The organism is Streptomyces sp. NPDC053513 (assembly GCF_044544765.1).
Taxonomy (GTDB): domain Bacteria; phylum Actinomycetota; class Actinomycetes; order Streptomycetales; family Streptomycetaceae; genus Streptomyces; species Streptomyces litmocidini.
Map to the genome: position 1 here is coordinate 66,206 of NZ_JBITXP010000031.1, position 10,855 is coordinate 77,060.

The window sequence follows — 10,855 nt, forward strand, 5'->3', positions numbered from 1 at the left end:
ATCGGCAAAGGGCCGGCAACCCGCTCCTTCACCTCTTCTTCGAGATCAGGAGAACCCCAGCATGACGCACCGCCCCGCGCTCTTCGCCGCCGTCCTCGCCCTGGGCCGCGCCGGCTCCAACATCGGTGACCACTGGGTCCAGAGTGACTACTGTGCCCGGGTCAAGGGCGCCACTGACGACAAGCCCGTGTACCTCACCACCGACGACCCGGACGCCGAGCCGACCGTGCACGGCACCAAGGACGGCATCAAGGCGTGCGTCTGGCACTGCCTGACCTACACCGCCACCCAGGCCCTCACAGTTGGAGCTGGCGCCCGCGTCCTGGGCATCCGGCTGCACCCCGCCGCAGCCGCGGCCGCACTCGCCCTGTCGTTCGTCACCCACTACGCCGCGGACCGCCGGGTGGAGGGCGGGCTCTTGGAGACGCTCGCCGCGAAGACCGGCAAGGGCAACTTCTGGCGCCTCGCCTCGCACGGCATCAACGGCGCGTATTGCCTGGACAGCGCCTGGCACCACGGCTGGGAGACGGCCGCCGCGCTGGTCGCCACCATCGGGGCGAAGACCCGATGACCGGACGCCCCTGCACGCGCCTGGTCCGGGTGCGCGCCTCGCCGCCCACTGCCGACCATCCACGACCCCCGCCGCGACCACGGCGACCACCGCACCCCCATCACGATCCAGCTCGACTCCTGATCCGGACCGGCACACCGAGGGAGACCCGCTCATGCCCATGTCCGCCGCCGCGAAGGCGTACTACGAAGCCCACTTCCAGGCCCTGCGCGAGCACGGTGCGATGAACGCCGCCCGCCTCTGGCCGCGCCAGGCCCTGCAGTACACCACTGTCAACGGCGCCCGCCTCCTGCCGTTCCCGTCCCGGATGCCCGCCCGGTCCGTGGCCCCGGCCGTCCGCTCGGCCCTCAAGAAGCACCTGGTCCACGAGTACGACGTCACCACCCGCGACGGCTCCCCGCTGCGCATCGTCTACATCCGCCACGCCCCCGGCACCTGGTCCGGCGGCGAGGACGTCATCGACGTCTACGAGGTCCACGCCGAGGAGCCGTCCGCGCCGTAGCCGGTGATGGTCCTCCGTGCCACCCCGGCCCGCGTCCGACGCAGGCCGGGGCAGTCGCGGTGGCCCCTCACCGCCGAGAAGAACGAAAGGAGATGGACGTCATGACCCTGCTCCCCCTCTACGAGGTCGACGTCCCGATAAGGAACACCGCCGGCCTGCGCGGTGTGCACGTCTTCACCGGCCACGCTGACAGCCGCAGCGCCGCCGTACGGATCGCCCACGAGGTCTACGACCAGGCCGCCGCCGCGCGACAGGCCGGACTCGAGGTCCCCGGCAGGCGGCCGGACGGCTGGACAGCACGCGGCTACCGGCCCGGCTGGGAGCTCGACTGGAAGGCGGCGACCGCCGGCCGCTGGAACAACCCGTACAGCTGGACCCGCGCCGACGACGGCGACTTCGAGCTGTAGATCCGCCCCGGGACAGGCGCACATCGGCGTCCAAACCAGTCCGCCTGCCCCGGGCCTTCCCATCCCGTACGAGACGAGAGGGAGATCCCCAGTATGGACTTCGTCCTGCGCACACAGGCCCGGTTCGGGCAGCGCACACTCCTCCTGACGACTGCGGTCGTGCCGTTGACCGGCTGGGCCGTCCACGCCATCGCCCTGTACAAGAAGATTGCCGCGAGTCGCCGCGACCCGCTGACCGGCCTGCTGCGCCGCGACGCCTATACCGCCCGTGCCCGCCGGCTCCTGGCCCGCCACGGCGACGACACGACCGTGGTCATGGTCGACGCCGACAGGTTCAAGGAGATCAACGACCGGCTCGGGCACGCGGCGGGCGACACCGTCCTCGCGTCGATCGCGTCCCGCCTCACGGCCTGGGCGGGCTCGCGCGCTGTGGTCGGCCGGCTTGGAGGCGATGAGTTCGCCGTTGTCCTGGAGCTGCCCGCCGACCGCCGCGCTCTGCGCCTGGAGCAGCTGGTCCGGATGCTGCACACCCCGGTCGTCCTGGACGACGGCCGCACCGTCGACGTCGCCGCCTCGGTCGGCGCCGCCACCCCGGACGCCGTCGGCTCCCAAGTTCTGTCCGCGTTGCAGCGGGCTGCCGATGCCGCCCTGTACGACGGCAAGCACTCCGGCCAGGCGGTCCTGGCGACTGCCGCGCACGCCTCCGTGCCGTCCGTCAACGGGCGCCGCGCGGGCAGGCCCGGCACGGCGACGTGGGGGCGAGCGGCATGAGCAGCACGAACCTTCCGTCGGCAGGCGACTGGATCCGCGGCATCAGCGTCAAGCAGCCGCACGCCGCCTGCATCCTCGCTGGAAAGAACGTGGAGAACAGGCCCGCCTACTGGCCGTGGCGAGGCTGGCTCCTCCTGCGCGCCGGACAGGCCACCGAACGCGCCCCGCTGCGCGACCCGCTGGTCTCCACCGCGATCCGCGGCCGCGACCTGCACACCGGCGCCGTCATCGGCATCACCCACCTGACCGACTGCCACCAGGACCCGGCTGGCACCCCGCCCTGCTCCCGCTGGACCCAGACCGATGCCTGGCACCTGGTCCTGGCCGACGTCCACGAGCTCCCGCTGCCGAGCCCCGCCGTCCGCGGACAGCTCGGCGCATGGAAACCAACGCAGGACCTCGTCGACCAGGTCCGCCTTCAGCTCCCCCAGCTCACCCCGGAGTCCACGTCATGAGCCGCACCCGCCACACCGAGCCCGCTCCCGACCTCTGCCTTCCCTTCCTGCGCATCTCCGCCCCGACCCGCTGCCGCCGAGACCCGGCCCTGTTCGACCTCGGCTTCGGCGACCTCGCGGCGAGAGGCTGGAGCGGGCGCGGCGTTCCTGCTCCGCCTGCCCGGTCGTCACCGCCTGCCTGCGGTGGGCTCTGGTCAACAAGACGCTCACCGCAGAGAACGTCTTCGCGGGCACCACCCCCGCCCAGCGCCACCACCTGGCCGACCGGCTCGGACCCGACTGGATCGACGTCCTAGCCGCCCGGGACCAGGCCCGCCGCGCACGGGCCAAGGCCGCCCGGCACACCCCGCTGCCCGTGGCCCAGGCCCGCATCGTCCACCTCGACCGCGAACTCAACGGCCCGCTCCGCCTGCTGCCGCAGCTCACCCCCGAGGAGCAGCGCCTCAACCGCTCCCAGTTCGGGGTCGGCCTCAAGGCCGCGTAGGAGGCGCCCGTGTTCACCGACCTGACCGTCAGCGCTCAGGCCTGATGGCGCTCTTTGAACCTGGTTCTGTCCGCACTTCCATGAACGATCTTTCTGCGGCCACCAGGCGGATCGGTAGGATCGCGGCATGATCGGAGGCCCCGTAGTCGTGCTGCCGGAGGTCGAGTACCGGCGTGTATGGGACCGCTTCTACGAGGATTTCAGCTTCCGTCCGAGCATGAATCCGATCAAGTGGCCGGCCATCGAGGAGCCCGTCGCGTCGGTGACCTGGAGCCTCGCTGCGCTTGACGATGATCCGGGTTACGAGCGCCTGGACCGCCTGGTCGCGGTCGTCGAGCAGGGGCTGTCTGCCTGCGTTGGCCCGTCGGGCACTTTGTTCGCCCTCGACTGGCAGCACACGTCGTACCGCTTCGCACCGCAGAAGGTCGGCGGTCCTGGGCAACCTGCTTGGCCGCTGAGCCCGTATCCCGACGGGGACTACTTCATCTTCCTTGCGGAGGACTTCCGCTTCGGCAGTTTTGGCCACCCCTGGGAAGAGTCTCTCTGCCTGTTCGGTGAGGAGCTTCTCGACGTCGCGGCCACGGAAGTCGACGAGGTTCTTGGGCCACCGATCCGCAGGTCAGGCAAGGCGGCAGGGCCGGCCTGATCCTGGGCCCGGGCTCACGGTCTCGCGAGAACACGTGCCCGCAGCAGGGCGAATGTTGCGCGTCCGTACATGCTTCTCTTCAGCAGTTTCACGCGGCACACGTGGCCTTCGACGACGCCTGAGCTGTAGAGCGGGGTCAGACCAGCCGTCACCGCGTCGAAGTCCTGACGCAGGAAGCTGCCGAACGACCGGAGAGGTCCGACGGCGGATTGTTCGGCCTCTCAGATCCACAGCCCGAGCATCGTCCCGCGGCGGGGCCTCACCAGATCCGTGGCGGCTGGACCTCGTTCACGGAAGTGCGGACAAAACCTTGAACTTCCCCACCCGTGCTCAGGTGCTCCCCAGATCTGCTCACCCGATCCCCCACCTGAGGCACCCTGGCGCATACGAGGCGTCCACTTGGCGCCACGCGCGGATACGTCCTCGCTGATCGTGGCGCGTGCCAGGCGACGAGTCTCTCGACGGGCGTTTGCCCCGCGACGGACTCTGGGTGTCCGTGGTTGACCGCTCGATCTGGCACGAATCTGGCACGAGAGCGCGCCGAGGCCAGGGGGTCAGTCGTGTCGCGAAGCTGGTACGCGGATGCCAGCACCAAGATCGGTAGAAGCCGCCAGCAACTGGGCTGCCGCTTGTAGCTCGCATTCCCATGCCGGGAGGTCGTCCGGTTCGATCCATTCGCTGTACTCCGCTGCGACAGAGAGGAACTGCGTCTCCTCCCGGGTGCGTGCCGTGACGGTCATCGAGAGGCCGTCGCCCACTTCCTTGGGACTCAGCTCGCCTTGCACGAGACTGAACGCGAGGCTCACGAGGAGGCGTCGGCCAGCCGTCTCCTCGTCAGGAAGAGGCACGTCGAGCTCGTTCAGCGCCTGGAGGTACAGCTCGCGGGCCTCGGTCGCATCGCTCCGGTGTGGCAGGCCGGCCAGCTCACGCAGGGCAGGAGAGTCGTGCCCGTCAGCTAGCGCGTGCGCAGCGATCATCGGGAGATCCTCAGGGCGGAGCACCTCCGCCACGTACTGCCAAGCACTGCCCTGCAACCGGTCCATGACGGCCATCGTGGAGGACGCGAGACGTTTTGACCAGCAGATTGCCATTGGTTCGGAGGCCCCATCGACTTACCTGCACACAGCTCCGGAGGCCCTGTGTGTCTCGGGAGTTCTGCCAGGTCAGAGGGCTATCTCGGATGTGATCACGTGGCCCCGTCCACGTATAGGCCGCGCGCCTGGATCCTGGCGTCGAAGACTCTGGTGGGATCCGGCAGAGATCGGGCACGAGAGCGCCCCGAGCCAGGGCTTTACTGGACGATGTTGTTTCGATGCCAGGCGAAGTAAGGGGCCCGGTGTTCGCTGTACCCGCCGACGGGGTTGCCGTTGAGCTGGTCTGCGGCTTCCTTGAGGGCGGGGTGCTCGCCAGCCTTGCCGCTCACAGCTACGTGGCCGGTGTCGGTGACATGGATGTAGCCGTGCTCGAAGAGTTCGTCGCAGCCCAGGAGGCAGGCAGGCATGATGTTCGCCATCTGGAGGCGCTCTTCGCGGGTGGCTTGGCTACGGCGCTTGATGTGAGCGGCCCGGATGAAGCGGACCGGGAGGTGGCGTCCGCACAGGGCGCAGGTGAAGGTCTCGGCGCCGTTGAGCATCTTCTTGCGAAGCTTGCTCTGCTCACGGCGGACCAGGACTTCGACGAGTGCGCTGTCGGCACCAGTATGTGTTACAGCGCCCGGTTCGTTGGAAGTCTGGGGCTGCTGCTCGTCTGCGGTCGACAACTCGGTGACGAACTGGGCGAGAGCGGCAGTGCCGGGGTACACGAGCGCCGAGCCCTGCTTGTTGGCGGAAAGCCGGAGCGCTTCGGCGGCCTGGTCGCCCAGGGTCTGTCCAGTGACGTTGGTTTCATCGGCGAGGAGGTCGATACCGACTCGCTCAGGGTAGGTGTCGTCCGGCCAGACTGGTGTGGTGTCCTCGAAGTAGGGCCGGGTGATCTGGGTGACGATGACGCGCTTGAGAGTAGCGTTGGCCCATCCGCCGGCGGGGACGCGGGCCTGCGGGCCGATGTGTGCGAGGACGAGGTAGTCGCCTACTTCGAGGCTCTGGACGTCAGAGCGGCCGGTTGCGCGGTCAAGGGTGGGGCTCTTCCATCCCCACAGTCCGCGGTTGAGGCCGATCTCGAGGTTCGCCTTCGAGGGCGCGGGGACGTAGATGTACGCAGTCTTCGGCATGCTGCTCCTGCACTCGGCCTCCCGGCTGGGAGGGTTCAGTGGCGGTTGGCTCTTCTGGTCCGATGTCCGGCTCGCACCGGCGGAGAGGAAGTTCCTTCCGTGGCCCTTTAGTTGGGGCAGCGGAGATCATACCCAGTACGTTGGCGACGGCAGGATGCGACTCGGCGTGCTGTCGCGCGGATCGCATGTCCCCTGCCAGGGGCTTCGGAGGCTGCGACTCCCACGGCTCATCAGCCATCGCGTACCACCGCTTTAGACCGTGTCCTATGTGGTGAGGCGGACGAGTCGCTTGTAGCAGCAGATGGCTGAGGCGAGGCCGAGAAAGGCCAGGTAGTTGCGGGGGTAGCGTTCGTAGCGGTGGTTGAGCCGGCGGTAGCCCGTCAGCCAGGACATCGTGCGCTCGATCACCCACCTGCGTCGCCCGAGCCGTTCACTGGACTCCACGCCCTTGCGTGCGATGCGGACTCCGATACGCCTTCCGCGGAGCCATCTCCTCAGCTCAGGTATGTCGTAGGCCTTGTCGGCATGCAGACGCTGGGGTTTGAAGTGACGTCCGCGATGGGGGTCGTGTCTCGTTTGGTGACCGAGCACCATGGGCTTCAGTGCCTGGCTGTCGTGGGTGTTGGCGGCCGAGAGGCCGACGAGGAGGGGCAGTCCGTTCGCGTCCGACAGGACGTGCATCTTGGAACCCGCTTTGCCGCGGTCCACGGGGCTCGGACCTGTGAGTTCGCTCCCTTTTTCGCCCGGACGTGGGCGGAGTCGAGAACGGCGCGGGACAGGTCCAGCAGGCCGGCGTCGTCGAGGCGGTGCAGGATCTCCTCGTGCAGTCGGCCCCACACCCCGGCCCGCGACCAGATCAGGAATCGGCGATGAGCGGTGGACTTCGAGACCCCGAAGCAGGGCGGCAGGGCCCGCCAGGCACAACCGCTGACCAGGACGTAGATGATCGCGGCGAACAGAGTCTCATCAGGTGTGTCCGGCGTTCCGCCGCCCTGCGGCCGCACCCGAGAGGGCGGGATCAGCGGCTTCGCGATCTCCCACAGCCCGTCCGGAACAATCCAACTCCACGTACCCCGCCCCATGACGACCTCAACGACCGCCTCACCACATAGGACACGGTCATAGACGTGCTGGTTGTACGGGCGATGTTGCGTTCACGGAGAGCCGGTTCCCGGTGCGGCGGACGACTGGAGTCTGCCCCCTTGCGTTCCAAGGGGGCAGCTGGTAACGCACCGCCGGGAATGGGAGAGATGGCCCACAGGTCGCACACCCTGACCACAGCGAAGATAATAGAGGTGGGTCATACCTACGGGTGCAACTGGTTCCCCAGGACCGTGTATGGACTGATGCGAAGCATCCTCCTCCCCCCTCTAAATGACGCAGCCCCGCGAGATCACAATGGGACGTCAGCGGGCCCGACTGTCGATGAGTGCTGGATTTGAAGGGGCAATAGCTTTCATCAAACCCAGCATGACCTGGAGTTTCCCCAAATCTATCCCTCCACCTTGCTATGGGAAGGATAAGGTAAATGGCCGAGAACTGGACATCCATGGGTGGTCAGGTGAGCAGCAACGTCGCGACGGGTGAGAATTCGGACGGCCGGATGGAGATCTTCGCCCGAGGCAGCGACAACGCGGTGTACCACCGGTGGCAGGTGGCGCCGAACAGCGTTTGGAACCCCGAAGGCTGGCAGTCTCTGGGCGGCCAGATCTCGAGCGGCATCGGGATAAGTCGGAATGTGGATGGCCGGATGGAGATCTTCGTCCGCGGTACCGACGATGCGGTGTACCACCGGTGGCAGGTGGCGCCGAACAGCGGCTGGAACCCCGAAGGCTGGCAGTCTCTGGGCGGCCAGGTCACGAGCGGCATCAGAGTGGGCGGCAATCAGGATGGCCGGATGGAGATCTTCGCCCGGGGCAACGACAAAGCGGTGTACCACCGGTGGCAGGTCGCACCGAACAGCGGCTGGAACCCCGAAGGCTGGCAGCCGCTGGGAGGCGAGACCGGCAGCGACGTCGCCGTGAACACCAATCTAGATGGCCGGATGGAGATCTTCGTCCGAGGCCTCGACGATGCGGTGTACCACCGGTGGCAGGTCGCACCGAACAGCGGCTGGAACCCCGAAGGCTGGCAGTCTCTGGGCGGCCAGACCCCGAGCGCCATCGGAGTGGGACGGAACAAGGACGGCCGCATGGAAGTATTCGTTCGCGGCAATGACAAAGCGGTGTACCACCGGTGGCAGGTCGCACCGAACAGCGGCTGGAACCCCGAAGGCTGGCAGTCTCTGGGCGGCCAGACCCCGGCCAACAGCATTACGGTTGGTCAGAGCCCGGACAATGGCCGTATCTTCCTCTACGTGCGTGGAACCGACGGTGGAGTGTACAGGCGAAACCAAACAAGTCCGAGCAACGGCTGGAACGACAACTGGACCCCGTTGGGCGGCGAGATCGTAGGCGATGTGGCCATTGGGAAAAACCAGAACGGCTCATGGACCCTCTTTGTTCATGGGACTGACAACGCCGTCTACCACAACTAAAAACTTCGACGCCGAATGAGGCCGTAGATCCCCGGACGGTCACACCGGGGGTCTGGGGCGAGCTGACCAAACGCGCCTGGGGCGGTCCGCTGCCCGGCTGAGTCGGCCTCCGGGGTGGGAGTCGCAGGAGTCCGACGATGATGACTGCTGGAGCAGTCGAGAAGAGACCACCGCCCCGCGCGGTGGTCTCTTCTGCGTTTGCAGGCCGAGACGCGATGAGTCACGATGCTCGCCCTGAGGGCCCCCTCTGACCTGCACTGAGACGCGATGAGTCGCGGTAAATCAGAAACTAGATGAAACATGCTTCGCCATAAGCCGGAATCAGGCCCTCCGGTGAATACGCGGGGAAGACTCCGAGGCAGCGCTCAAGAGAGCATCAAAGACCCTAGTCAGCGGCCTGGGCGCACTGCTGCGGCCAAGTCCCTTCTAAGAGGTCATCTCATTTGGCCAGCTCGATAGGCTGCGGGCCGTGGTGGGGATTGTCGAGCGGCTGGTGCCGGACGAGTTGTGGGAGCTGTTCCAGCAGGTGGTGCCGGAGGCTCCTTCGCGGCCCCAGGGTGGTGGCCGGCGTCGGCACGGCGACCGGGAGGTGCTGGCCGCGATCGTGTTCGTGGCCACAACGGGCTGCACGTGGCAGCAGCTGCCGTCCGCGTCGTTCGGGCCGTCGGGAGCGACAGCCCACCGACGCTTCTCCGAGTGGACGAAGGCCCGCGTGTGGGCCAAGCTCTACCGCTTGGTCCTCGACGAACTCGGGTCCCGAGGCGAGCTGGACTGGTCCCGCTGCGCGATCGACTCGGTGAACATGCGCGCCCTGAAAAGGGGGACCTGACAGGCCCGAATCCTGTCGACCGGGGCAAGTACGGCTCGAAGATCCACTTGATCACCGAGCGGACAGGTCTGCCCATCTCCGTCGGAATCTCGGCGGCAAACCTGCACGACAGCCAGGCCCTGATCCCGCTGGTGAAGGGCATACCGCCGATCCGCTCCCGCCGCGGACGCAGGCGGCGCAAGCCGGGAAAGCTCCACGGCGACAAAGGCTACGACTACTCCCACCTGCGGCAATGGCTACGCGAGAGCGGCATCACTCACCGCATCGCCCGCAAAGGCGTCGAGTCCTCGCAGCGGCTGGGCCGCCACCGCTGGACCATCGAACGCACCATGTCCTGGCTCGCCGGCTGCCGACGCCTCCACCGACGCTACGAACGCAAGGCCGACCACTTCCTGGCCTTCACCAGCATCGCCTGCACCCTCATCTGCTACCGCAGACTCAAGACGACTCCAGGCGTTGTGAAAGCTGCGCCATGATGGTCCGCGTGAGCGAAGAGACTGCGTTTGAGGCCGTATCACGCCTGTACCAAGAGTTCATGGAACTGCCGTTTCCTCCCGGATTGGCTGGAGCGGACCGGGCCGGCTTCGACATGGTGATGCTGGACTCGGACACCGCAGGCTGCGTTTTCACGTGGATCAAGAACGGCGGCGAGCTCGAAGCGCGGGGTCGAAGCACTCTGCTTCGCTGTATCGCCCGCCTCGACCAGGTCATACCTGTACTCGGCGAAGCGGACGCCCCTGAGTACTGGCACCGCCTGCACGAGATGGCTCGACTTGTCGCGGGCTCCCCGCACGTAGCCACCAAATGAGATGACCTCTAAGACGTCGTTTCTTATGGCTGTCAGAGCGGCATGAGAGCCTCCTGGCATGAGCTACGACCTTGCTGTCTGGGAAGGCGAGAAGCCGGCGGACGACAAGACCGCCGGCCGGATCTTCGACGCCCTGTACGACCGCTACATCGACAGCGAGGTGGAAGAGCCTCCGTCCGAGCGCATCGCGGCCTACGTGGCCGCGTTGCTTGAGCGGTGGTGTGACCTCACCGAGGACGAGGAGGACACCTCGCCCTGGTCGACCGGGCCGCTGATCGGCGAGGCCAGTGGTCCGCTGATCTACTTCCCCATGCGGTGGAGCATGGCCGAGGAGGCGTCGGCGTACGCGGCGGCCGTGGCGGAGTCCATGGGACTGGTCTGCTTCGACGTGCAGCAGAACCGGCTCAGGCCGTGAGCAGAGCCGCCAGTCGGCGGTAGCCGATGAGGGCTGCGGCTATGCCGATGAAGGCGAGGAAGTGTTCGGCCTTGCGTTCGTAGCGGCGGTGGAGCCTGCGGCAGCCGGCCAGCCAGGACACGGTTCTCTCGACTACCCACCGGTGCCGGCCCAGCCGCTGCGAGGACTCGATGCCCTTGCGGGCGATGCGAGGGCGGATCCCGCGCTGGCGCAGCCATCGCC

The 10,855-nt window shown here is 67.4% G+C and carries 15 protein-coding genes and 2 pseudogenes; 12 read left to right on the forward strand and 5 right to left on the reverse strand.

Annotated features, from left to right (window positions below; translation table 11 throughout):
• The first annotated feature begins 61 nt into the window (after positions 1 to 61).
• The 7 genes from ACIGW4_RS33730 to ACIGW4_RS33760 all read left to right on the forward strand — a co-directional run bounded on the left by ACIGW4_RS33730 (position 62) and on the right by ACIGW4_RS33760 (position 3,836).
• A complete protein-coding gene (locus tag ACIGW4_RS33730) occupies positions 62 to 571 on the forward strand; it encodes a hypothetical protein (protein WP_399585144.1) in 510 nt (169 codons plus the stop codon).
• A 154-nt stretch (positions 572 to 725) separates the two neighbouring features.
• A complete protein-coding gene (locus ACIGW4_RS33735) occupies positions 726 to 1,073 on the forward strand; it encodes a hypothetical protein (protein WP_399585146.1) in 348 nt (115 codons plus the stop codon).
• A gap of 101 nt (positions 1,074 to 1,174) precedes the next feature.
• Positions 1,175 to 1,480, forward strand: a complete 306-nt coding sequence (locus ACIGW4_RS33740) for a hypothetical protein (RefSeq protein ID WP_399585148.1) — start codon at positions 1,175 to 1,177, stop codon at positions 1,478 to 1,480.
• A 93-nt stretch (positions 1,481 to 1,573) separates the two neighbouring features.
• A complete protein-coding gene (locus tag ACIGW4_RS33745) occupies positions 1,574 to 2,251 on the forward strand; it encodes a GGDEF domain-containing protein (protein WP_399585151.1) in 678 nt (225 codons plus the stop codon).
• Positions 2,248 to 2,706, forward strand: coding sequence for a hypothetical protein (locus ACIGW4_RS33750; protein ID WP_399585153.1), 459 nt, complete (start codon positions 2,248 to 2,250; stop codon positions 2,704 to 2,706). Before ACIGW4_RS33745 ends, ACIGW4_RS33750 begins: the two co-directional genes overlap by 4 nt.
• A 355-nt stretch (positions 2,707 to 3,061) precedes the next feature.
• Positions 3,062 to 3,190 (forward strand): hypothetical protein, encoded by a 129-nt coding sequence (locus tag ACIGW4_RS33755; protein WP_399585185.1) that lies wholly within the window; start codon positions 3,062 to 3,064, stop codon positions 3,188 to 3,190.
• Between the two features lie 127 nt (positions 3,191 to 3,317).
• A complete protein-coding gene (locus ACIGW4_RS33760; RefSeq protein ID WP_399585155.1) occupies positions 3,318 to 3,836 on the forward strand; it encodes a DUF2716 domain-containing protein in 519 nt (172 codons plus the stop codon).
• 14 nt (positions 3,837 to 3,850) lie between these two features.
• Here ACIGW4_RS33760 and ACIGW4_RS33765 read toward each other — a convergent pair.
• The 4 genes and pseudogenes from ACIGW4_RS33765 to ACIGW4_RS33780 form a co-directional block, all read right to left on the reverse strand.
• A pseudogene (locus ACIGW4_RS33765) lies at positions 3,851 to 4,042 on the reverse strand (ISL3 family transposase); the annotation flags it as partial.
• A 348-nt stretch (positions 4,043 to 4,390) separates the two neighbouring features.
• Entirely contained in the window at positions 4,391 to 4,879 is a 489-nt protein-coding gene (locus ACIGW4_RS33770; protein ID WP_399585157.1) for a hypothetical protein, read from the reverse strand.
• 248 nt (positions 4,880 to 5,127) lie between these two features.
• Positions 5,128 to 6,045 (reverse strand): hypothetical protein, encoded by a 918-nt coding sequence (locus ACIGW4_RS33775; RefSeq protein WP_399585159.1) that lies wholly within the window; start codon positions 6,043 to 6,045, stop codon positions 5,128 to 5,130.
• A gap of 264 nt (positions 6,046 to 6,309) precedes the next feature.
• A protein-coding gene (locus ACIGW4_RS33780) for an IS5 family transposase (RefSeq protein WP_399585161.1) occupies positions 6,310 to 7,127 on the reverse strand; the annotation gives its coding sequence in 2 pieces (ribosomal slippage) (positions 6,310 to 6,776 and positions 6,776 to 7,127; 819 coding nt in all).
• Between the two features lie 446 nt (positions 7,128 to 7,573).
• On the opposite strand from ACIGW4_RS33780, the gene ACIGW4_RS33785 reads away from it, so the two are divergent.
• The 5 genes and pseudogenes from ACIGW4_RS33785 (at position 7,574) to ACIGW4_RS33805 (ending at position 10,633) form a co-directional block, all read left to right on the forward strand.
• A complete protein-coding gene (locus ACIGW4_RS33785) occupies positions 7,574 to 8,581 on the forward strand; it encodes a hypothetical protein (RefSeq protein WP_399585163.1) in 1,008 nt (335 codons plus the stop codon).
• Between the two features lie 41 nt (positions 8,582 to 8,622).
• Positions 8,623 to 8,682 (forward strand): annotated as a pseudogene (locus ACIGW4_RS33790) (hypothetical protein); the annotation flags it as partial.
• 377 nt (positions 8,683 to 9,059) lie between these two features.
• Positions 9,060 to 9,886, forward strand: a protein-coding gene (locus tag ACIGW4_RS33795; RefSeq protein ID WP_399585181.1) for an IS5 family transposase whose coding sequence is annotated in 2 segments (ribosomal slippage) — positions 9,060 to 9,399 and positions 9,399 to 9,886 — 828 coding nt in all. Because the reading frame shifts where the segments join, the coding sequence is not laid out codon by codon here.
• Positions 9,887 to 9,894: 8 nt separating this feature from the next.
• Positions 9,895 to 10,218, forward strand: a complete 324-nt coding sequence (locus ACIGW4_RS33800) for a hypothetical protein (RefSeq protein ID WP_399585166.1) — start codon at positions 9,895 to 9,897, stop codon at positions 10,216 to 10,218.
• Positions 10,219 to 10,276: 58 nt separating this feature from the next.
• Complete coding sequence (locus ACIGW4_RS33805) at positions 10,277 to 10,633, forward strand: hypothetical protein (RefSeq protein ID WP_399585168.1); 357 nt, start codon at positions 10,277 to 10,279, stop codon at positions 10,631 to 10,633.
• Here the strand turns inward: ACIGW4_RS33805 and ACIGW4_RS33810 are convergent.
• Positions 10,623 to 10,855, reverse strand: a 233-nt coding sequence (locus ACIGW4_RS33810; RefSeq protein WP_399585171.1) for a transposase, incomplete at its 5' end; no start/stop codon positions are given. The two genes, ACIGW4_RS33805 and ACIGW4_RS33810, sit on opposite strands and share 11 nt — an antisense overlap.

What these genes read in the sequence shown, in the direction of transcription:
- ACIGW4_RS33730 (WP_399585144.1), top strand. Translation starts at nt 62, where the DNA reads ATGACGCACCGCCCCGCGCTCTTCGCCGCCGTCCTCGCCCTGGGCCGC.
- ACIGW4_RS33735 (WP_399585146.1), top strand. Translation starts at nt 726, where the DNA reads ATGCCCATGTCCGCCGCCGCGAAGGCGTACTACGAAGCCCACTTCCAG.
- ACIGW4_RS33740 (WP_399585148.1), top strand. Translation starts at nt 1,175, where the DNA reads ATGACCCTGCTCCCCCTCTACGAGGTCGACGTCCCGATAAGGAACACC.
- ACIGW4_RS33745 (WP_399585151.1), top strand. Translation starts at nt 1,574, where the DNA reads ATGGACTTCGTCCTGCGCACACAGGCCCGGTTCGGGCAGCGCACACTC.
- ACIGW4_RS33750 (WP_399585153.1), top strand. Translation starts at nt 2,248, where the DNA reads ATGAGCAGCACGAACCTTCCGTCGGCAGGCGACTGGATCCGCGGCATC.
- ACIGW4_RS33760 (WP_399585155.1), top strand. Translation starts at nt 3,318, where the DNA reads ATGATCGGAGGCCCCGTAGTCGTGCTGCCGGAGGTCGAGTACCGGCGT.
- ACIGW4_RS33770 (WP_399585157.1), bottom strand. Translation starts at nt 4,879, where the DNA reads ATGGACCGGTTGCAGGGCAGTGCTTGGCAGTACGTGGCGGAGGTGCTC.
- ACIGW4_RS33775 (WP_399585159.1), bottom strand. Translation starts at nt 6,045, where the DNA reads ATGCCGAAGACTGCGTACATCTACGTCCCCGCGCCCTCGAAGGCGAAC.
- ACIGW4_RS33785 (WP_399585163.1), top strand. Translation starts at nt 7,574, where the DNA reads ATGGCCGAGAACTGGACATCCATGGGTGGTCAGGTGAGCAGCAACGTC.
- ACIGW4_RS33805 (WP_399585168.1), top strand. Translation starts at nt 10,277, where the DNA reads ATGAGCTACGACCTTGCTGTCTGGGAAGGCGAGAAGCCGGCGGACGAC.